This window comes from Klebsiella pneumoniae complex sp. WS1778, assembly GCF_049472055.1.
Classification (GTDB): Bacteria; Pseudomonadota; Gammaproteobacteria; order Enterobacterales; family Enterobacteriaceae; genus Klebsiella; species Klebsiella quasipneumoniae.
On the sequence record NZ_JBKGTJ010000001.1, the window covers coordinates 687,687 to 707,968 of the forward strand.

Sequence of the window (20,282 nt, forward strand, 5' to 3'; positions counted from 1 at the left end):
AATGTTACAGGTGAGTCAGCTACATCAATACTACGGCGGCAGCCATATTTTGCGTGGGGTGGATTTTTCCGCCCGCCAGGGCGAAGTCACCTGCCTGCTGGGGCGCAACGGCGTCGGCAAGACCACCCTGCTGAAATGTCTGATGGGGATGATCCCGGCGCGCAGCGGTGAGGTACGCTGGCAGGATCAGAACATTACCCACCGTAAACCGCATCAGCGGGTGCAGGCCGGGGTGGCCTACGTCCCTCAGGGACGCGAGATTTTTCCGCGCCTGACGGTGGAGGAAAACCTGCTGATGGGGCTATCGCGCTTTCCCGCCCGCGAGGCGCAGCAGGTGCCGGAGGAGATTTACCAGCTTTTCCCGGTGCTCAAGACCATGAAGCAGCGGCGGGGCGGTGACTTATCCGGCGGCCAGCAGCAGCAGCTGGCGATCGGCCGGGCGCTGGCCAGCCGTCCGCAGCTGCTGATCCTCGATGAGCCCACCGAGGGGATCCAGCCCTCGGTCATCAAAGAGATTGGCGAGGTGATCCGTCAGCTGGCGAGCCGCGGGGATATGGCCATCCTGCTGGTGGAACAATTCTATGACTTTGCCGCCGGGCTGGCGGACCACTACCTGGTGATGTCGCGCGGCGCCATCGTCCAGCAGGGCAAGGGCGGAGATATGGAAACCGACGGCGTACGCGCCCTGGTGACTATCTGAACGGACCGGCGGCGTTCGCGCCGCCGGTTTCCTTGCTATTTACGCAGCAGCCGCTGCAGGCGCGCCTGGCGCCAGTTTTTGATCCATTCGCCGAACACGAACAGGCGTAATCCTCTCACCGCCAGCAGAGCGCCCCAGATCAGGGCGACCCAGCCGGACCAGGTGTACTGCGGGTTAGTGTACCGGTTGAGCAGCGCCAGCAGCACGCAGACCACCAGCGCCACCGACAGCGAACGAAAAAAGCGGCTCTCCTGCTGCACCCGCGCTTTCGCTTCCTCTATACGCAGATCCAGCGAGGCTTCCGGGCCCGGCGCGCCCTCCCGCGAGGCTTCGCCGCCGATCTCGGCCACCGTCACTTCAAAGACCGCGGCGAGGGCGCTGAGAGTCTCCAGCCCCGGGCGTTCGCCATTCTCAATGCGCTGGATCGTGCGGACGCTGAGACCCGCCAGTTCGGCCAGCTGTTCCTGGGACCAGGCGCGCTGCAGCCGTAATTGTTTGACCTGATTGTTGCTGTTCATATTTGTATGCTCCATAACGTTCTGCGGATGTAAACCTGTGATGGAGTATGGAAAAGCGGGCCGCCAGCCACCACGACAGCGACCCGACAACGGCCCGACAGCAACCTGACAGCCGCATGCCAGCTGGCGTCAGGCGTTGGCCAGCGGAGAATCCGGTTGCCAGGGGCGGGCATTGATCCCGCGGAAAATCATCAGCCAGGCGGCGACAATGGCCCCGATAAGAATGACAAAAAGCGACCAGTGCGGCAGATGGGTGAGGATCAACCCCGTCAGCATCGGGTTGAATGCCGCGCCCAGCCATCCCAGCGATTGAGCGGAGAAGTAGCTGGCCTTCATCCCCGGCGGGGCGATATGGTCAATCAGCATATACTCGCCGGGGGCATAAATCACCTCGCCAAGGGTGAAGACTGCCGCCGAGATCCCCCATGCCCACAGGCTGGCGCCGGAGAACATAAAGCCCACGAGGCCGATCACAAAGCAGACGGTGCCGAAGGTCATCAGCGGGCGGATATTTCTGGCGCTCAGTCGCCGGCCAACCGCATACTGCAGAGCGACGACCACCGCGGCGTTAACCGGCAGCACCACGGCCACCACTTTTTCGGCGAAGTCGCTGCTGGCGACCACCAGTACGTACTGCGAGATACAGGAGGCGAAAGCGCCGCCGACGAAGGAGGCCAGCAGCCCTGAACAGGTAAACCACAGGAGCGCGCGGTCGCGCAGCAGCACCGAAGGCGTCCAGACGGCAGCCCCTGGCTGGGCGGCGGCGGCGCCATCTCGCTGCAGAAACAGCTGAATAAACACTAACGGGAAGGCGGCGCAGGCTGCCGCCAGCCAGAATGGCAGATTAATGCTGTGCATCACCAGCAGCGTGCCGATGGGCGGTCCGACGGTCCAGCCGATGTTGAGGATGGTGTAGTTCAGCGAGAAGATGCGCGCTTTTTTCTCCGCCGTCAGCCGGTCGGCGAACCAGGCTTTCAGCACGGTGGAAAAGACCGAGTAGGCGCAGTTGATCAGCGCAAAGAAGATCACCACCAGGATAGCGTTATTGACCAGCGGTATCGCGCTGAAACCAAGGATAAACACCAGCACTGACCACACCATATAGCGCTTTTTGTCGAACTTGTCCGCGAGGATGCCAAAGCCCATGCTAAACAGCACGCCGACCACGAGGGCCAGCGACAGGGCGTAGCCAATCACATCCACCTCCAGCTGATAGCGTCGGGTGAGGTAGATGGTCATAAACGGCAGTGTGGCCCCGCGGCCGATAGTCAACAGTAGCGACGATGCCAGCAGCGCGATGGTGGAGCGCCGGAGTGTGGTGATCATGATTTCCTTGCCTGTCATGTTGTTATAATTTTATGTCTTCGATCACAAATAACACGGCCATCACGCCTTGTACAGGTCGCCCCGGTGGCGATAGGCACTTCCGAACCTGCCAAAAATAATGATCTATCCTGGCGACCGCTTTTTCGCTACTTTGATTTTGTTCACAAAAATTCTAATAACGACAGAGGCAGGGTATGACGAGGAAAGATGGACTGCTGGCGCTGCTGGTAGTGGTGGTGTGGGGGCTTAACTTCGTGGTGATTAAGCTGGGATTGCACAATATGCCGCCGCTGATGCTGGCGGGCCTGCGCTTTATGCTGGTCGCCTTCCCGGCGCTGCTGTTTGTCGCCCGGCCGGCCATTCCGCTGCGCCTGCTGCTGGGCTATGGCCTGACCATTAGCTTTGGCCAGTTTGCCTTTTTGTTCTGCGCTATCGGCCTGGGCATGCCGGCGGGGCTGGCGTCGCTGGTGCTGCAGGCGCAAGCCTTTTTTACCATCATTCTTGGCGCCTTCGTCTTTGGCGAACGCTTACAGGGCAAGCAGCTGGCGGGGATCGCGCTGGCGATCTTCGGCGTGCTGGTGCTGGTGGAGGGGAGCCTCGGCGGGGAGCATGTCCCACTGGTGGGCTTTATGCTGACCCTGGCGGCGGCGCTCAGCTGGGCCTGCGGCAATATTTTCAACAAAAAAATCATGTCCCAGGCGACCCGCCCGCCGATCATGTCGCTGGTGGTGTGGAGCGCGTTGATCCCGGTGCTGCCGTTTATGTTTGCCTCGTGGCTGATCGATGGCCCGCAGCTCATGCTGGCGAGTCTACGCCAGATCGATATGCTGACGGTTCTCTCGCTGCTTTACCTGGCGTTTATCGCCACCATCGTCGGCTATGGTATCTGGGGCTCGCTGCTGGGGCGCTATGAAACCTGGCGGGTGGCGCCGCTGTCGCTGCTGGTGCCGGTAGTGGGGATGGCCAGCGCCGCGCTGCTGCTGGGGGAGACGCTGAGCGGACTGCAGCTCGCCGGGGCGGCGCTGATCATGGCCGGGCTCTATATCAACGTTTTCGGTCTGCGTCTGGTGCGGCCGGGCATGGCGCGCGGGTAAAAAAAAGCCCCGGAGACGGGGCTATACACAAGTATGCGTGTAATGGCATCACAGGTCGTGCTGCTGGTAGTACGGCACGCCTAGTTCGTCAGATTTATCATTGCCGGCCGCCATATGATTGAAATCAAACGGCGAGTCGTTATGGTCCGAAGGGAGAATCATTGTGTCACGCTGGTTTTGCCGCACCGGCGTGGTGGTTTGCTCCGCAAAGCTGAAGCTGGATGCCAGCGACAGAAGGACGATAGCTGCGGCAGCGAATAGTTTCATGATTTCCTCAATACGTCTTTGATATTACAGGCGATTAACATCAGTTATTTAGCGGATGCAGATAGCGGGATTCGCCAGGTACATTCGTTATGCGATATTTGTGGGGCGGAACATCAAAATAGTTTTTAAACGTTCGCGTCAGGGTCTGCTGCGATTCGAAACCGTAGCGTTCCGCCAGGTACAGGATTGGCTCATTGCTCTGCTTGAGCTTTTGCGCAATCTCCGTCAGCTTACGGCTGCGGATGTACTGGCCGAGGGAATGGCCAGTCTCTTTCTTAAACATACGTTGCAGGTGCCACTTGGAGTAACCTGAGCGCTCAGACACTTTTTCCAGCGACAGGGGCGATTCCAGGTTATCCTCGATCCACGACAAAATACTATGGATAGTGATGGCGTCATTATTACGTCTGGACATCATCTTACCTCTTCTTATTTTTACGGCAGGACCTTCTTGAGGAGTTGCTCAAGCATGGCGACTTCGTCCGCCGACAGATTTTTTGTTAACTCCTGGTGTAACTTCTGACCCACAACCTGATGACACTGCTCGCAAAGGGCTGCGCCGTCTGGCGTCAACTGCACCAGCACACCGCGCTTGTCAGCGGGGTTGGGTAACCGTTCAATCCAGCCTTTACACGCCAGGCGGTCGAGCATACGCGTCATCGCGCCCGGGTCGACGGAAAGCACGGTTTTCAGCTCAACGGGGGTAATACATACCTCGCAACGAATGGAACAGAGCACCCGAAACTGGGTCGCGGTAATATCCATGGGTGAGAGGTAGTCGTTGAGCAGGCGATCTTTTTTCTGGTTAACCATCTGGATCAAGCGGCCCAGCGGGATCATCTCGTTGAACAGGTCGCTGGTACTTTTCATGATGGTTGCCCAGGCAATGATTTAGTTGCGAGTGATACTATTGCCCAGGCAATCATAAGTCAACATTATGAATTAGCCGATGCCACGATTTGCTAAAACAAAAAAATTCGACGCGTGTCACTGTTTGTGAATTTTTTAACGCTTGTTAATTTTTGGCGAAAGTGATTTATCAGCTGGCTGGCGTTGGAATTGTTGAAGCCGGTATACTCACGGATTGAAACCATCTTTAAAAAATGAATATTTACGGGACTTTATTTAACTATGTTCGATTTGTTTAAAGCGATAGGGCTCGGCCTGGCGGTGCTTTTACCGCTGGCGAATCCGCTGACTACCGTGGCGCTGTTCCTCGGCCTGGCGGGCAATATGAACAACGCCGAGCGTAACAAGCAGGCGTTGATGGCCTCGGTGTATGTCTTCGCCATCCTGATGGTGTCATGGTATGCCGGCCAGGTGGTGATGAATACATTCGGCATATCAATACCTGGGCTGCGAATCGCCGGGGGGTTGATTGTGGCCTTTATCGGTTTCCGTATGCTGTTCCCCCAGCAAAAAGCCCACGATTCGATGGAAGCGAAGATCAAATCGGAAGAACTACAGGATGAGCCGACCGCCAATATCGCCTTTGTGCCGCTGGCGATGCCAAGCACCGCCGGTCCGGGCACCATCGCGATGATCATTAGTTCCGCCTCGACCGTTAAACACGGGGTGGACTTCCCGGAGTGGGTGGTGCTGGCGGCGCCGCCGATTATCTTTGCCCTGTTGGCGATCATTCTCTGGGGTTGCCTGCGCAGTTCGGGGGCGATTATGCGTCTGGTAGGCAAAGGCGGCATTGAGGCCATCTCACGACTGATGGGCTTCCTGCTGGTCTGCATGGGCGTGCAATTTATTATTAATGGCGTGCTGGAGATCATTTCGACCTGGCATCCCTGACTGCGGTGATGCGCAGAGAGACAACAGCCCGCCGGAGCGATACCGGCGGGCTTTTTTTGCGGCTGAATTAAGAGTGGTGCGGCTGGTGTTCTTCCAGCGATACCGGCCAGCGGCGGAAGATCAGCAGGGCCCAGATCAGGCCTGCCAGCGCCGGGATAGCGCCGATATAGCCGATGGAGGCCATAGAGAGATGCAGACTCACCTGGCTGCCCACCAGCGCGCCGGCGCCAATGCCGATATTAAAGATGCCCGAGAACAGCGACATGGCGACGTCGGTGGCGTCCGGGGCGGAGGCCAGCACTTTCACCTGCATGCCGAGACCGATAATCATAATCGCCACCCCCCAGAAGATGCTGAGCAGCATCAGGTGGTGCGGGTTATGCGAGGCCGGCAGAAGCAGCAGCAGACAGGCCAGCAGCAGGCCGATGGCGAGGCTTATCAGCCCCGAAGCGTGCTGGTTACCGAGCTTGCCGAACAGAATGCTGCCGATAATCCCGGCCCCGCCGAGGATCAGCAGCAGCACGGTGGCAAAATTGCCGCTCAGACCCGCCACCGTCTGGACGAAGGGTTCGATATAGCTGTAGGCGGTATAATGTGCGGTCACCACCACCACGGTCAGAATGTATACGCTGACCAGCGCCGGGCGACGGAACAGCACCGGCAGGCTCTTCAGCGAGCCTGAGTGTTCGCTCGGCAGAGTCGGCAGCAGTTTCACCAGGCAGACCAGGGTGGCTAACGCGCCCAGGCCGATCGCCAGGAAGGTCATTCGCCAGCCAAAATACTGGCCGATGATGCGGCCGATCGGAATCCCAAACACCATCGCCAGCGCGGTACCGGTGGCGATCAGACTGAGCGCCTGCGCCCGTTTGCCCGGGGGTGCCATGCGGATGGCTAGCGCCGACGTTATCGACCAGAACACCGCATGGGCGAAGGCGATGCCGATGCGGCTGATGACCAGCACGTCAAAATTCCATGCAAAGAACGACAGCACGTGGCTGGCGATAAACAGAATAAACAGGCCGATGAGCAACCGCCGGCGCTCCACTTTGCTGGTCAGCAGCATAAACGGCAGCGACATTAACGCCACCACCCATGCGTAGATGGTCAGCATCATGCCCACCTGGGCGGTTTCCATGTCGAAGCTGTCGGCAATATCCGACAGCAGACCGACCGGGGCGAATTCTGTGGTGTTAAAAATAAACGCGGCGATGGCCAACGTCACGACACGTAGCCACGCTACCTTGCGTGAGACCGTATTCGTAGTCATAAGCTCTGGACTGGTGATTCAGGGGAAGATGTGACGCCGATCATAAAACGTTTGCTGGCGAAAAGACAATCATTATGTGATCTGTCTCTCATTTCACTGCAAGCAGCCAGGCGCGGTTAAGCAATTAATTTTGCTATGGATAGTGTCAGAGGGGCGCTTTTATGTCATGTTGAAGGAAAGTAAAAAAAGTAAGGACAGTGTATGCAGGAAATTCAATTTTATCTGGTCGATGCTTTCAGCGATAAAAACTTCGGTGGCAATGCCGCGGCCGTCTGCCCCCTCAGCGAGTGGTTAGCCGACGATGTGCTGCTGAAAATGGCCCAACAGCATAATCAGTCCGAAACGGCGTTCTTCGTCCGCACCGACGAAGGCTATGAGCTGCGCTGGTTTACCACGCTGCACGAGATCAACCTCTGCGGTCATGCCACCCTGGCCGCGGCGCACGTTATTTTTGAATATCTCGACCATCCCTCGGCGACCATCACCTTCAGCACCCGCTTCGTTGGCGACCTGCGAGTCACCCGCAGCGGAGACTGGCTGACGCTCGATTTCCCGGCGTGGACGACCAGCCCGGTGGCCAATCCGCCGGCGGACCTGCTGGCCGGACTAGGCCTCGAGGCGGCCGTCGAGGTACGTGAAGGGCGCGATTATCTGGTGCTGCTGGGGGATCGTCAGCAGGTTGAAGCGGTGCGGCCGGACATGGCGCGCCTGCAGACGCTTGGCAAAATGATCTGCGTCAGCGCGCCGGATGAGGAATATGACTTTGTCAGCCGCTTCTTCTGCCCGGGTGAAGGGGTGCCGGAGGATCCGGTGACCGGCTCCGCCCATAGCATGCTGATCCCCTGGTGGGGCGAAAAACTGGGGAAAACCACCATGATGGCGCGCCAGGGCTCCGCCCGCGGCGGCGACCTGCGCTGCCAGTGGCAGGGCGACAGGGTGCTGATCGGCGGTCAGGCCACCACCTATCTGCGCGGAACGATTTATCTGCGAGGGTAATCGTTACCGACAGCCACCTGCCGGAAGCGACCCGCGAGGCGCTGGTGACCCTTTCCCCACAGCTGATCATTGCCGACTGAACCAGACGTCGCCGTCTGCCATCAGGGCAGACGCGCGATATTGGCTTTGATTACCGCAATCGACTGGCTGAACTTCGCCTGCTCTTCGTCGGCCAGCCGCAGTTCGATAATCTGCTCCACGCCCCCCTGGGCCAGCACCGCCGGCACCCCAGCCGCCGCGCCGCAGACCCCGTACTCACCGTCAAGAATGCAGGAGACCGCCAGCGCGCGGTGGCTGCCGGTAAAAATATTACGGCAGATCTCGGCGATGGTGCCTGCCACACCATATTCCGTACAGCCTTTCCCGGCGTAGATCTCAAACCCCAGCTTACGCACTTTGTCGGCCATCGCCTCGCGGTCGAGCGGCCGGCCGGTGCGCTGCTGGTAGAGGTCGGCTATCGGCGAGCCATACACCGAGGAGTGCGACCAAACCGGAAACTGAGTGTCGCCGTGCTCGCCGAGGATAAAAGCGTCGATGCTCTGGGCGCCAATGTTCAGCTCCTGCGCCAGCAGACGGCGCAGGCGGGTGGTATCCAGCCAGACGCCGGTGCCCAGCACCTGGCTGCGCGGCAGGCCGGAGAGCTGCCATACCTGCCAGGTGATGATGTCGCAGGGGTTCGTGGCCACCAGAAAGATGCCGTTAAACCCATTGGCCATCATCGTTGGCACGATGCGCTTCACTATCTTCGCGGTGGTGGTCAGTTCATCCAGTCGGCTCTGGCCTGGACGCAGCGCACCGCCGGAGACGGTGATCACCGCGATGTCGACATCAGCGCAGTCGCTAGCCTCCCGGGTAGAGATGGTCATCATCCCCGGCCGATAGGCCGCGGCATCGCTGAGGTCCTGAGCGTGTGCCTCGGCGCGCTGTTGGTTAATGTCGACGAGGATCAGCTCCTCGCAGATGCTCTGATTGAGCAGCGCGTAGGCCGCCGACGCGCCGACGTTGCCGGCGCCAATAATCATCACTTTACGGGCTTTGGTGTGCATATTCAGCTCTCAAAAACGAACGGCAGGGGATAAAATTACTGTGTTTCAGTGATTTAGCGCAAGTGGTTAGCGGCAATATAAGTTAATGCTATGGCGGAAACCGTCCTGAGGCGCGCTACAGTGGCATAAAAAAAGGAGCTCACCTATGTATACCGTTACCGACATCGCCCCCACCGACGCCGAATTTACCGCCCTGATTGCCGCCCTCGACGCCTGGCAGGAGACACTCTACCCGGCAGAGAGCAACCATCTGCTGGACCTCGGCCAGCTGCCGCCAGAGACAGTGATCGCCCTGGCGATTCGCAGTCCGCAGGGCGAAGCCGTTGGCTGCGGGGCCATTGTCCTCAGCGCTGAAGGTTTTGGCGAGATGAAGCGGGTCTATATCGATCCACAGCACCGCGGACAGCAGCTGGGAGAAAAGCTGCTGGCGGCCCTGGAGGAGAAAGCGCGGCAGCGCGACTGCCATACTCTGCGCCTGGAGACCGGCATCCATCAGCATGCGGCCATCACCCTCTATACGCGCAACGGCTATCAGACCCGCTGCGCGTTTGCCCCTTACCAGCCCGATCCGCTCAGCGTGTTTATGGAGAAACCGCTGTTCGCCGATCTTCGTTCAGCAGCGCTATAAACGCCTCCAGCTGGCGGGTTTTGGCGCCCCTGCGCCACACCAGCCAGGTGGTGAGCCAGCGCCACTCTTCCGCCAGCGGCCAGGCGGATACCTGCTGATGGCCGGGCATACTCTCCAGCATACTGCGCGGGATCAACGCCAGGCCCGCGCCGGCGATCACGCAGGCCAGCATCCCGTGGTAAGACTCCATCTCGTGGATCCTGCCCGGGGTCGCTCTGTCGGCATGGAACCAGCTCTCAAAATGCCGGCGGTAGGAACAGTTGGCGCGAAAAGCGTAGACATTTGCCCCGTTCACTTCGCTGGCGCGGACGATGGGCGCGTGGCCGTAGGGGGCGACGATCATCATCTCTTCAGGGAACACCGGCAGCCCCTCCAGGCCCGGATGCACCAGCGGTCCATCAACGAACGCGGCGCTCAGGGCTCCCTCCAGCACGCCGTCGATCATCGTCCCGGAGGGGCCGGTGGAGAGGGCGAGATGAATTTTCGGGTAACGCTGATTAAAGTGGGCCAGGGTGGTGGGGATCCGCACCGCCGCGGTGCTCTCCAGCGAACCGAGAGAGAACAGCCCCTGGGGTTCGTCGCCCGCCACCACCATTCGCGCCTCGTCAACCAGGGCGAGGATCTGCTGGCTGTAGCGTAAAAAGCTGTGGCCCGCGGGCGAGAGGCGCAGCCGCTGGTTCTCGCGAATAAACAGCTCAACGCCAAGATCAGCCTCCAGCTGGCGGATGCGAGTGGTGAGGTTGGACGGCACACGATGCACTTTTTGCGCCGCCTGGGTGATGCTGCCGGTGCTGGCGACAGCGTTAAACATCTCAAGTTGAGTCAGGTCCATACCATTCTTCTTTTGTGAATGCGTTGCTTAATATTATTCATTTTCAATGAATGGAAAGGTAAGCCAGAATACGCTCACTTCGCAAGCAACGAGAGAGAGAATAACGATGAATTTATCTGCAACGCACGCCGTCTCCGTCAACCCGACTACCGGTGAGGTGGTCTCCTCGCTGCCGTGGGCCAGCGAACGCGAGGTCGACGCGGCTATCGCTCTCGCCGCGGCGGGTTATCGCCAGTGGCGTCAGACGCCGCTCGCCGCACGCGCCGACGCGCTGCGCCGCATTGGGGCCGAGCTGCGCGCCCGCGGTGAAGAGGTGGCCCAGACGATCACGCTCGAGATGGGCAAACCGATTGCTCAGGCTCGCGGCGAGGTGGCGAAATCCGCCAACCTCTGCGACTGGTATGCCGAACATGGCCCGGCGATGCTGGCGACCGAAGCCACCCTGGTGGAAAATAACCAGGCGGTGATCGAATATCGTCCGCTGGGAGCCATTCTGGCGGTGATGCCGTGGAATTTCCCGGTCTGGCAGGTGCTGCGCGGCGCGGTGCCGATCCTGCTGGCCGGCAACAGCTACCTGCTGAAGCATGCCCCTAACGTAATGGGCAGCGCCCGTCTGCTGGGCGAAATTTTTGCCGCCGCCGGCCTGCCGGAGGGGGTTTTTGGCTGGGTCAATGCCACCAATGACGGCGTTTCGCAGATTATCAATGACGACCGCATCGCGGCGGTGACCGTCACCGGCAGCGTCCGCGCCGGAAAAGCGATTGGCGCTCAGGCGGGCGCAGCGCTGAAAAAATGCGTGCTCGAGCTGGGGGGATCCGATCCCTTTATCGTCCTGAACGACGCCGATCTGGATGAAGCGGTAAAGGCCGCCGTCACCGGCCGCTATCAGAACAGCGGCCAGGTGTGCGCCGCGTCGAAACGCTTTATCCTCGAAGCCGGCATTGCCGAAGCCTTCACCCGCAAATTTGTCGACGCTGTCGCGGCGCTGAAGATGGGCGATCCGCGCGACGAGCAGAATTACGTCGGGCCGATGGCGCGATTCGATCTGCGCGATGAACTGCACCAGCAGGTCACGGCGACCCTCGATGAAGGCGCGACCCTGCTGCTGGGGGCGGAGAAAATCGAAGGGGCGGGCAATTACTACGCGCCCACGGTCCTGGGCAACGTCACCGCCGGAATGACCGGCTTCCGCCAGGAACTGTTTGGTCCGGTGGCGACCCTGACCACCGCCCGAGATGCGGACCACGCGCTGGCCCTCGCCAACGACAGCGAATTTGGCCTGTCAGCAACGGTTTACACCACCGACGAGGCGCAGGCTCAGCGCTTTGCCCGCGAGCTGGAGTGCGGCGGCGTCTTCCTTAACGGCTACTGCGCCAGCGACGCCCGGGTGGCTTTCGGCGGCGTGAAGAAGAGCGGTTTTGGTCGTGAACTGTCGCATTTTGGTCTGCACGAGTTCTGCAATGCGCAGACCGTCTGGAAAGACCGTCGCTAATCTGCGTTTGCCCCTGACGACCGTCGTTCTCGTCTGCTATACTCGCCCACCAAAATTCGACGGTGGGCAAGGAGCCGCGTGTGGCGACGGTGATCAATAACGCAATGCTGGAAGCCATTCTGGCAGAAATCAGGCCGCTGATTGGCCGCGGTAAAGTGGCGGATTATATTCCGGCGCTGGCCAGCGTCAGCGGCGACAAGCTTGGCATCGCTATCAGTACAGTGGACGGGCAACATTTTGCCGCCGGCGATGCGCATGAACGATTCTCCATCCAGTCGATCTCCAAAGTATTGAGTCTGGTGGTGGCCATGAACCACTATCAGGAAGAAGAGATCTGGCAGCGGGTGGGGAAAGATCCCTCTGGCCAGCCGTTTAACTCGCTGCTGCAGCTGGAGATCGAGCAGGGTAAACCGCGCAACCCGTTTATCAACGCCGGGGCGCTGGTGGTTTGCGACATGCTGCAGAGCCGGCTCAGCGCGCCGCGTCAGCGGATGCTGGAGATTGTCCGCCGCCTCAGCGGCGTGGCCGATATCGCCTACGATCCGCTGGTGGCCCGCTCTGAGTTTGAGCATTCGGCGCGCAACGCCGCCATCGCCTGGCTGATGAAATCCTTCGGCAACTTCCATAACGACGTCACCACCGTGCTGCAGAACTATTTTCATTACTGTTCGCTGGAGATGAGCTGCGTCGAGCTGGCGCGAACCTTTCTCTTCCTCGCCGATCGCGGTATCGCCCCGCACCTGGAAAAGCCGGTTATCGCGCCTATCCAGTCCCGTCAGGTGAATGCCCTGATGATGACCAGCGGCATGTACCAGAACGCCGGCGAGTTCGCCTGGCGCGTGGGGCTGCCGGCGAAATCGGGCGTCGGCGGCGGAATTGTGGCGATCGTGCCGCAGGAGATGGCGATCGCGGTGTGGAGCCCGGAGCTTGACGAGGCGGGTAACTCGCTGGCCGGGGTGGCGCTGCTGGAGAAACTGACTCAGCGGCTGGGGAGGTCGGTGTTCTGATGGTCGATCAGGATCGGTTGTTTGCTCGTCTGGCGCGCTCGACGTTTCGTTCGCGCTTCCGGCTGGGTGGGAAAGAGCGGCAATATTGTCTCGATAAGGGACCGGAGGTCATCGACCAGCACGCCGCCGATTTTATTCGCCAGCGGCTGGCGCCCGCCGCGCCGGCCAATGATGGCAAGCAGACGCCGATGCGCGGTCACCCGGTGTTTATCGCCCAGCACGCGACCGCCACCTGCTGTCGCGGCTGCCTGGAAAAATGGCACGCCATTCCCCACGGCCGCGCGCTGAGCGAGCAGGAACAGCGCTATATTGTGCAGGTGATCCACCGCTGGCTGGTGCTGCAGATGAACGCGCCGTCTGTGCGCTAATTTGCATTTGATCGGCGCCGGAGTATGCCTGATAAATATTCTCATGTTATGATAATCCGCTAACTAACTATTAACATAATAATTGCCTGAAACAATTAGACGGATAATTACTGAATGTCTTCACTGTCGATTCGGTCATTTACGCTGTTTCGTGAAGAACAACCCGTGCGCGATGCACTGGTCTTATTTACGTTAACGCTACTGCTGCATTTTCTGGGCGCCATGCTGCGTCTGGTGCAGGAGCTCTCTTTCTTCTGGCCGCTCAACGCCGTGATGGCCGGGATTTTTGCGCGCTACGTATGGCTTAATCGCAGCTATTTTTATGCCGTCTGCTTTGCGGCAATGCTGGTCTATGACGGATTAACCTCGCGCTGGGGAATGGGCTTTGCCTCATTGCTGATTAACTTCTCCAATATTGTCTTTATTGTGACCCTGGCGCAGCTGGTGCTGTGGGATAAACGACGCGCCGATTCCATGCCAGGCCCGATTAACGCGCTTAATTTATTCTGTTTCTGTCTGTTAGCCGCGTTGCTGTGCGCAGCGGTCGGCGCGCTGGGGTCGGTGGACGTCGAGCGCGCCACCTTTATTCCCCAGCTGGCGGACTGGTTTAGCGAGCAGTTCTCGACGGCGGTGCTTATCCTGCCGTTTATTCTGACCCTGACGCTGCCATCCGCGTTAAGCGGTTTTCGCTTTCACCAGCTGCTGCCAGCGCTGGCGCTGGTGCTGTCGATTGCCCTCGGCGTGGCGGTGGGCGGCGCCGGCAGCATTACCTTCCCGTTACCGGCCCTGATCTGGTGCGCCGTGCGCTATCCGCTGCCGCTGACCTGCCTGTTGACCTTTCTCACCGGCATCGGCGAGATACTGCTGGTGGCCAACTCGTTAATTCACTTTTCGCCGGATACGCGAATGCAGCCGTGGCAGCTGTTCTCCACCCGCCTGGGGATCGCGGCTATGCTGATAAGCCCGGTGATCGTCGCCTCCAGCGTCGAGGCGATTAACATGCTGGTGAAGCAGCTGGCCCTGCGCGCTGATTTTGATTTCCAGACCCGCGTCTATTCCCGTTCCGGGCTGAGCGAGGCGCTGAAGCGCCAGGCGCTGCCGGCGGATAAGCTGCTGACGGTGATGGTGCTGGATATCGATGGCTTCAAGCGAGTGAATGATGCTCTGGGCCATGAAGGCGGCGATTGCGTGCTGACCCAGTTTGCCCAGCAGGTTCGACACCTGGTGGGCGAGCAGGGGATGGTTGCCCGTATCGGCGGCGAGGAGTTTGCGGTGGCCGCCGTCGTCGACAGCGCTCAGCAGGGCTATGTGCTGGCGGAGAAGATCCGCCACGGTGTGGAGTCGCAACCCTTCGGCCTCGGTCAGAACCCGATCCATCTGACCATCAGTATGGGACTGGAGACCCGCGAGGTGGGCCAAGCCCGCATTACCGAACTGTTTAACCAGCTGCTGCTGGCGGCGGATGATGAAATGGTCAAAGCCAAACAGACCGGCCGTAACCGCATCTGTATGCCGGCGCTCACCGAAAGCGCGCCATAAGAAAATCCTATCAGGATCTCTCTTGTGTTAATTTTTGGTTAAAAACATAGTGATGTGGTCGATAACAGGGAGCTCTTATGACCACATCCTTTTCACTGCGCACGCTGTCGCGTGACGATATTCTTCATCATCTTCCGGCATTAAGCGATATCCTGGCCAGCTGCGTTAACGGCGGCGCCTCGGTGAGCTTTATGCTGCCTTTCAGTCTGCAAACCGCGACGACCTTCTGGCAACGCACCGCCGACAGCGTGGCGGCCGGGGAGCGCATCGTGCTGGCCGCCCTTGACGCTGATGGACGCCCCGTCGGCACCGTGCAGCTGATTATCAGCCAGCCGGAAAATCAGCCGCATCGTGCGGATGTCGCCAAACTTTTGGTTCACCAAAATGCCCGCCGCCAGGGTATTGCCAACGCGCTGATGGCGGAGCTGGAGCAGACCGCTCGCCGGGAAGGGAAGACAGTGCTGGTGCTGGACACGGCGACCGGCAGCGGGGCGGAGCAGTTCTATGTTCGCTGCGGTTGGGAAAAAGTGGGGGAAATTCCGCGCTATGCGCTGATGCCAGACGGCAAGATGACTGCCACCTCGCTGTTCTATAAGTTTCTGCCCTGACGGCCGCTATTGCAGAATGCTTTGATCAAAACAGGGTTTCAGTGGTCGTAAAACCTGATAACTTATTGGACCAATTACTCAGGTTGTATGACTACTATTAGAGGGAACCCATTGTGAAAACATTAAACCGTCGTGATTTCCCCGGCGCGCAGTACCCTGACCGTATCGTCCAGTTTGGTGAAGGCAACTTCCTGCGCGCATTCGTTGACTGGCAGATCGACCTGCTCAACGAGCATACCGACCTGAATGCGGGCATCGTGGTCGTTCGCCCCATTGACACGGATTTTCCACCGTCTCTGAACACCCAGGACGGCCTCTATACCACCATTATCCGTGGTCTCAACGAGCAGGGCGAAGCGGTTAGCGACGCGCGGTTGATCCGATCGGTCAACCGCGAAATCAGCGCTTACGCTGACTACGACGCTTTTTTACGACTGGCGCATAACCCGGAGATACGGTTTGTCTTCTCCAATACCACCGAGGCAGGCATCAGCTACCATGCCGGGGATCGGTTTGACGACGCGCCGCCGGTCAGCTATCCGGCGAAACTAACCCGCCTGCTGTTTGAGCGTTACCAGCATTTCGCCGGCGCAGCCGATAAGGGATGGGTGATTATCCCCTGCGAACTGATCGATTATAACGGTGAGGCGCTGCAGGCCCTGGTCCTGCGCTATGCCGCCGAGTGGCAGCTGCCGCAGGACTTTATCAACTGGCTCACCTCGGCGAACACCTTCTGTTCCACCCTGGTGGATCGCATTGTGACCGGCTATCCGCGCGATGAAGTGGCGGCTCTGGAGGCGCAAACCGGCTATCAAGACGCTTTCCTCGATACCGCTGAGCACTTCTATCTGTTTGTTATCCAGGGGCCCGCTTCGCTGGCCAGCGAGCTGCGTCTCGATAAGCTGCCGCTGAATGTGCGTATCGTCGACGATATCAAGCCCTATAAAGAGCGCAAAGTGGCGATCCTTAACGGGGCGCACACCGCCCTGGTGCCGGTGGCCTTCCAGGCTGGAATCGACACCGTCGGCGAAGCGATGAACGACGCGGAGATTTGCGCGTTTGTCGAAAAAGCGATTTATGACGAGATTATTCCGGTGCTGGACCTGCCGCGCGATGAGCTGGTGTCATTCGCCAGCGCCGTGACCGGGCGCTTCCGCAATCCCTATATCAAACATCAGCTGCTCTCGATCGCCCTCAACGGCATGACCAAGTACCGCACCCGTATTCTGCCGCAGCTGCTGGCAGGGCAGAAGGCGCATGGCACGCTGCCGCCGCGCCTGACCTTCGCGCTGGCGGCGCTGATCGCCTTCTACCGAGGAGAGCGGGAGGGGACAAGCTATCCGGTACAGGATGATGCTGACTGGCTGACGCGCTACCAGACGCTCTGGGCCCGCCATCGCGACGGTCAGATAAGCACCCGCGAGCTGGTTTCCGCTGTGCTCAGCGTGGAGTCCCACTGGGAGCAGGATCTAAGCCAGATCCCCGGACTGGTGGATCAGGTCGCCGCTGACCTTGACGCTATTCTGACCCGCGGGATGCGCGACGCCGTCAGGCCGCTCTGCTGATAGCGAAGTCTCTTCTCTTCACCCGGCTGCGGCCGGGTTTATTGGCACTCAAATTAGTTACAACATACTTTTTTATTGTCCCGATAAAGCCGGTCAGCAGCCCCGCTGCAAAAGGCTTTTTAGTGCCAAATCGCCCTGCGCAGGCGGGAATTATGGTTAAGCCGCTTGAACAAATATCTGCGCAGGAAAATAATGGCCTTAATACCTGGTTCCTGCCAATGTTCGCAGGCTAATTCATTCATCTGTAAGGAAACTCGCATGGTCATCGATATCCGGGAAGTACGGCCGCATGACAAAGCCGAATGGCTTCAGCTCTGGGAAGGCTATACCCACTTCTACGGCAGTCCGCAGCCGGAAGAGGTGACCGAATGCACCTGGCAGCGGATGCTGGACGTGAACTCACCCGTGCTGGGCAGGGTCGCGGTGGTGGATGATACGGTGGTGGGATTCGCTATCTGCATTCTGCACGAAGGCACCTGGGTCACCACGCCAATCTGCTATCTGGAGGATCTGTTCGTCGATCCAGCCTTCCGCGGACAAGGCATTGCCAGAACGCTGATTAAGTCGCTGCAAACCGAAGGGGCTGATCAAGGCTGGTCACGTCTGTACTGGCATACTCGCCGTGATAATCCCGCCCGCCACCTGTATGATGAATTCACCCCAGCTGACGATTATGTACGCTACAGGATCACCCTTGACTCCTGAAGCGATAAGATGCTGTTAAGCTTTTCCCGCTATAACAGGGGAAACAGGCTCAGGAGAAGCAACGATGGAAAAACGTCTCGAAACAGTGGTCAATCTGATAATGTTTCTTTCGCTATTGGCGACGGCCTGGGATCTGTCACTGGTGCATCATCTCGCCTGGTAGCAACTAAATAGCCTGAATCGCGGCGCCCCTGCAGGCGCCGCCTGACTTATTCACCCGCCATTTTGCCGGCGCTAAAACTCCAGTCCTCCAGCTGGTTAAACTGGATCACCACCATCACGTCCTGCGGGCTGACCGCCATCTCATCGGCTAACCGCGCGCAGAGCCGACGATAGAGACCCTGTTTCTGCGCCCGGCGGCGCGGTTTTCCGGCGAAAATATGAAACAGCACGAAGCGATCGCTGCGACCGCCGCTAAGATAATGCGGGTCGTAAATGCGCTGCCCGTCGGCGGTCTGCTCGATAAACTGAAATTTGTCCGCCGGCGGCACGGCAAACTCCGCCACCAGGCACTCATGGAATAGCGCCGACAGCTGAGCAAACTCCGCGGGACGCCATGCCGTACCAAGCGAAATTCGGGTCAGAGGCATGGCGCCTCCTGCGCGTTCAGGCAGGTCAGGGCGCTGGCCGCCGCCGGCCAGCCGGCGTAGAACGCCAGGTGGGTAAATAATTCGACAATTTCCTCCTGGCTCAGGCCATTTTGATAGCCGTAGGCGATATGCCAGGGCAGTTGCTCGGTTTTGCCCAGCGCCGTCAGGGCGGAGAGGGTGATTAAGCTGCGTTCCCGGGGCGACAGCTCGCTGCGCGCCCAGATATCGCCAAACAGCACCGTTTCGGTCAGTTCTGCCAGTTTTGGCGCAATGGCAGCCAGCGTGTGGCGATCGACAGGGGTGGTATCCATGGTGACTCCCGTTACAGGTTGAAGTGGTCGTCACTGTCGCACGCTGAGGAATGTGTTGAATATCGCAATGTTCAGGATAATTGATCCTGAAAAACAGGAATGTTTGCTGGCTCGACTTGCTTATGTATTGGTTATGTTTTACGCCACGCTCAAGGCAACCGTCAGGCGGCTATTTTTCGCGCCACGATAAACAGACGTGGAAAGCGTAGAAGCACCATTCCGTTACACTGTAACGGATAGTGGTCGGCCAACAATGCCAAATAGCGGGTCAGAAAGGCGCTTTTGGCCTGCTCATCGAGGTCCGTCAGATAAGGTCGCAATCCGGTGCCCTGCAGCCAGTCGACTATCGCCTGATGAGAAGCGAGCGGATGAAGATAGGTGGTGCGCCAGATATCAACTTCACAGCCCTGACGGGTGAGCAGATCGTACCAGGCGTCCGGCGGAAGCAAGGGCTGGCGGCCGCGGTCCGGCAATCCCAGCTCGCCGGCGACCTGACGCATCAGAGTATGGGAGGGCTCCTGCCAGTTATCCGGCATCTGCACCGCCAGCGTACCGTTATCCGCCAGCTGATTCACCAGATGCGGAAACAGCGTCTCATGATCCGCCAGCCACTGCAGCGAGGCGTTGGCATAGATCACGTCTGGCGGTTGCGCAGGCCGCCAGCTGGCGATATCGGCCTCGATGAACTCACAGTCGGGTAAGGCCCGCGCCGCCTGGTCCAGCATGGCCGGGGAGTTATCGATACCGACGATCGCCGCCAGCGGCCAGGCGGCACGCAGCAGGCGGGTACTGTTGCCCGGCCCGCAGCCGAGGTCAACGACGCTCTCAACCTGCAGGTGAGCGATACGGGAAAGCAGGTCAGCCGCCGGGCGGGTGCGCTCAGCGTCAAACTGCAGATAAAGCGAAGGATTCCAGTCAGCCATCGGGCGTTGTCCTGTGTGAGGGAGACAGGGCAAAGCATAGAACGCCCAGGGCCGCCTGTCAGGAGAAATGATCCCCTGCAGCACCTGGCAGCGTGACACTGTCACAGATAAAATGGCATCAGCAGGATATCGCGTGCGGTATGGGCACATTGTGAGGGGAAGCGGATTGGTCAGCATCTGCGCCCGCAGCGGGCGCAGTGGCTTATTCGGCGTTCTTCAGCGCTTCGGCGCGGCTGGCGGTGGCGTAAACAAAATCCAGCATCGGCTCGAGATCGGTATCGTAGCCGGCCTGAATAATCTTCCCGCGCAGCCATTCGATTTCACTGGTGATATCGGGATGGAAAATGTTGTTATCCTGCGCCCGGCGCAGCCATTTCAGCAGAAAGTTGTTCTTTCCACGGATACCGCCCGACTTTTTCGACTTTCCGTGCATCTTCAGCGCGACCAGGACGCAGTAATAGAAATGAACGCGCTGATTAAAACTTTGGTGCATGTCTGTGTTTCCCGCCAGAATCAGGAATTCACCGTGTGGGTCAGTGATTCGGATTGGACTACGGCGGCGGGCTGGATCGTTGCGCGATCTCTGTTGTTTTCCGCCACCGTCCTTGCATCTGTCGCCAGACGCTGAGGGGGATGTTGGCACGGAAGCCGAATCGTCGTCAATTGCCGATTCGTTTTTTGCCGGTGTCGGCAGCCCGCG

General features: G+C 59.3%; 24 protein-coding genes and 1 pseudogene. 13 read left to right on the plus strand and 12 right to left on the minus strand.

Annotated elements, in window-relative coordinates; genetic code table 11:
* Position 1 precedes the first annotated feature (1 nt).
* Complete coding sequence (gene urtE / locus ACLEXF_RS03580; protein ID WP_276418777.1) at positions 2–700, plus strand: urea ABC transporter ATP-binding subunit UrtE; 699 nt, start codon at positions 2–4, stop codon at positions 698–700.
* Positions 701–735: 35 nt separating this feature from the next.
* Here urtE and ACLEXF_RS03585 read toward each other — a convergent pair whose 3' ends face one another.
* Positions 736–1,218, minus strand: a complete 483-nt coding sequence (locus tag ACLEXF_RS03585) for a helix-turn-helix domain-containing protein (protein ID WP_049003695.1) — start codon at positions 1,216–1,218, stop codon at positions 736–738.
* Positions 1,219–1,347: 129 nt separating this feature from the next.
* Positions 1,348–2,544: an efflux MFS transporter YdeE gene (ydeE, locus tag ACLEXF_RS03590; protein ID WP_004205975.1), complete on the minus strand. Its 1,197-nt coding sequence runs from the start codon at positions 2,542–2,544 to the stop codon at positions 1,348–1,350.
* Between the two features lie 194 nt (positions 2,545–2,738).
* Here ydeE and eamA point away from each other — a divergent pair, with 194 nt between their 5' ends.
* The gene (eamA, locus tag ACLEXF_RS03595) at positions 2,739–3,638 is read left to right on the plus strand and encodes an O-acetylserine/cysteine exporter (RefSeq protein ID WP_023318194.1); all 900 of its coding nucleotides are present in this window, start codon (positions 2,739–2,741) and stop codon (positions 3,636–3,638) included.
* A gap of 48 nt (positions 3,639–3,686) precedes the next feature.
* On the opposite strand, the gene marB is transcribed toward eamA, so the two are convergent.
* Genes marB through marR form a run of 3 tightly spaced genes read right to left on the minus strand, consistent with a single transcriptional unit; the run spans position 3,687 to position 4,775 of the window.
* Positions 3,687–3,905, minus strand: coding sequence for a multiple antibiotic resistance protein MarB (marB, locus tag ACLEXF_RS03600; RefSeq protein ID WP_043519537.1), 219 nt, complete (start codon positions 3,903–3,905; stop codon positions 3,687–3,689).
* A gap of 40 nt (positions 3,906–3,945) precedes the next feature.
* Positions 3,946–4,320: an MDR efflux pump AcrAB transcriptional activator MarA gene (gene marA / locus ACLEXF_RS03605; protein WP_002904397.1), complete on the minus strand. Its 375-nt coding sequence runs from the start codon at positions 4,318–4,320 to the stop codon at positions 3,946–3,948.
* A gap of 20 nt (positions 4,321–4,340) precedes the next feature.
* The gene (marR, locus tag ACLEXF_RS03610; RefSeq protein WP_004143563.1) at positions 4,341–4,775 is read right to left on the minus strand and encodes a multiple antibiotic resistance transcriptional regulator MarR; all 435 of its coding nucleotides are present in this window, start codon (positions 4,773–4,775) and stop codon (positions 4,341–4,343) included.
* A 261-nt stretch (positions 4,776–5,036) separates the two neighbouring features.
* Here marR and ACLEXF_RS03615 point away from each other — a divergent pair, with 261 nt between their 5' ends.
* Positions 5,037–5,705 (plus strand): MarC family NAAT transporter, encoded by a 669-nt coding sequence (locus ACLEXF_RS03615; RefSeq protein WP_004205969.1) that lies wholly within the window; start codon positions 5,037–5,039, stop codon positions 5,703–5,705.
* Positions 5,706–5,772: 67 nt separating this feature from the next.
* Here ACLEXF_RS03615 and ACLEXF_RS03620 read toward each other — a convergent pair whose 3' ends face one another.
* Positions 5,773–6,972: a sugar transporter gene (locus ACLEXF_RS03620; RefSeq protein WP_043519538.1), complete on the minus strand. Its 1,200-nt coding sequence runs from the start codon at positions 6,970–6,972 to the stop codon at positions 5,773–5,775.
* Positions 6,973–7,173: 201 nt separating this feature from the next.
* On the opposite strand from ACLEXF_RS03620, the gene ACLEXF_RS03625 reads away from it, so the two are divergent.
* Both ACLEXF_RS03625 and ACLEXF_RS03630 read left to right on the plus strand, forming a co-directional pair.
* Positions 7,174–7,968 carry a PhzF family phenazine biosynthesis protein gene (locus ACLEXF_RS03625; protein ID WP_407259799.1) on the plus strand — a complete coding sequence of 265 codons (795 nt, stop codon included), beginning with the start codon at positions 7,174–7,176 and terminating at the stop codon, positions 7,966–7,968.
* Positions 7,968–8,048, plus strand: a pseudogene (locus tag ACLEXF_RS03630) (DeoR/GlpR transcriptional regulator); the annotation flags it as partial. The gene ACLEXF_RS03625 and the pseudogene ACLEXF_RS03630, both read left to right, overlap by 1 nt.
* 21 nt (positions 8,049–8,069) lie before the next feature.
* Here ACLEXF_RS03630 and ACLEXF_RS03635 read toward each other — a convergent pair.
* Positions 8,070–9,014, minus strand: a complete 945-nt coding sequence (locus ACLEXF_RS03635; RefSeq protein WP_017900360.1) for an L-lactate dehydrogenase — start codon at positions 9,012–9,014, stop codon at positions 8,070–8,072.
* A gap of 145 nt (positions 9,015–9,159) precedes the next feature.
* Here ACLEXF_RS03635 and ACLEXF_RS03640 point away from each other — a divergent pair, with 145 nt between their 5' ends.
* Positions 9,160–9,642, plus strand: coding sequence for a GNAT family N-acetyltransferase (locus tag ACLEXF_RS03640; RefSeq protein ID WP_017900361.1), 483 nt, complete (start codon positions 9,160–9,162; stop codon positions 9,640–9,642).
* On the opposite strand, the gene ptrR is transcribed toward ACLEXF_RS03640, so the two are convergent.
* Positions 9,596–10,474, minus strand: coding sequence for a putrescine utilization regulator PtrR (gene ptrR / locus ACLEXF_RS03645; protein WP_004205962.1), 879 nt, complete (start codon positions 10,472–10,474; stop codon positions 9,596–9,598). The genes ACLEXF_RS03640 and ptrR overlap by 47 nt on opposite strands.
* Before the next feature lie 106 nt (positions 10,475–10,580).
* Between ptrR and sad the strand changes: the two genes are divergently transcribed.
* The 7 genes from sad to ACLEXF_RS03680 all read left to right on the plus strand — a co-directional run bounded on the left by sad (position 10,581) and on the right by ACLEXF_RS03680 (position 17,758).
* Positions 10,581–11,966 (plus strand): succinate-semialdehyde dehydrogenase, encoded by a 1,386-nt coding sequence (gene sad, locus ACLEXF_RS03650; RefSeq protein ID WP_004205961.1) that lies wholly within the window; start codon positions 10,581–10,583, stop codon positions 11,964–11,966.
* Between the two features lie 80 nt (positions 11,967–12,046).
* Positions 12,047–12,973 (plus strand): glutaminase B, encoded by a 927-nt coding sequence (gene glsB / locus ACLEXF_RS03655; protein ID WP_004205960.1) that lies wholly within the window; start codon positions 12,047–12,049, stop codon positions 12,971–12,973.
* Positions 12,973–13,341 carry a DUF4186 domain-containing protein gene (locus ACLEXF_RS03660; RefSeq protein ID WP_064190025.1) on the plus strand — a complete coding sequence of 123 codons (369 nt, stop codon included), beginning with the start codon at positions 12,973–12,975 and terminating at the stop codon, positions 13,339–13,341. The genes glsB and ACLEXF_RS03660 overlap by 1 nt, the downstream gene beginning before the upstream one ends.
* A gap of 114 nt (positions 13,342–13,455) precedes the next feature.
* Positions 13,456–14,880, plus strand: a complete 1,425-nt coding sequence (locus ACLEXF_RS03665; RefSeq protein ID WP_064187247.1) for a GGDEF domain-containing protein — start codon at positions 13,456–13,458, stop codon at positions 14,878–14,880.
* 77 nt (positions 14,881–14,957) lie between these two features.
* Positions 14,958–15,488, plus strand: coding sequence for a GNAT family N-acetyltransferase (locus ACLEXF_RS03670; protein ID WP_049092133.1), 531 nt, complete (start codon positions 14,958–14,960; stop codon positions 15,486–15,488).
* Between the two features lie 113 nt (positions 15,489–15,601).
* Entirely contained in the window at positions 15,602–17,053 is a 1,452-nt protein-coding gene (locus tag ACLEXF_RS03675; RefSeq protein ID WP_049003684.1) for a tagaturonate reductase, read from the plus strand.
* A gap of 258 nt (positions 17,054–17,311) precedes the next feature.
* A complete protein-coding gene (locus ACLEXF_RS03680) occupies positions 17,312–17,758 on the plus strand; it encodes a GNAT family N-acetyltransferase (RefSeq protein WP_049115609.1) in 447 nt (148 codons plus the stop codon).
* Positions 17,759–17,967: 209 nt separating this feature from the next.
* Here the strand turns inward: ACLEXF_RS03680 and ACLEXF_RS03685 are convergent, their stop codons facing one another.
* From ACLEXF_RS03685 to ACLEXF_RS03700, 4 genes are all read right to left on the minus strand, one after another.
* Positions 17,968–18,348 (minus strand): tautomerase family protein, encoded by a 381-nt coding sequence (locus tag ACLEXF_RS03685; protein ID WP_004205951.1) that lies wholly within the window; start codon positions 18,346–18,348, stop codon positions 17,968–17,970.
* Positions 18,339–18,659 carry a carboxymuconolactone decarboxylase family protein gene (locus tag ACLEXF_RS03690; protein WP_049115607.1) on the minus strand — a complete coding sequence of 107 codons (321 nt, stop codon included), beginning with the start codon at positions 18,657–18,659 and terminating at the stop codon, positions 18,339–18,341. Before ACLEXF_RS03690 ends, ACLEXF_RS03685 begins: the two co-directional genes overlap by 10 nt.
* Before the next feature lie 161 nt (positions 18,660–18,820).
* A complete protein-coding gene (gene tam, locus ACLEXF_RS03695) occupies positions 18,821–19,582 on the minus strand; it encodes a trans-aconitate 2-methyltransferase (RefSeq protein WP_060655803.1) in 762 nt (253 codons plus the stop codon).
* 202 nt (positions 19,583–19,784) lie between these two features.
* Positions 19,785–20,075, minus strand: coding sequence for a hypothetical protein (locus ACLEXF_RS03700; protein ID WP_004205945.1), 291 nt, complete (start codon positions 20,073–20,075; stop codon positions 19,785–19,787).
* Positions 20,076–20,282: the final 207 nt, after the last annotated feature.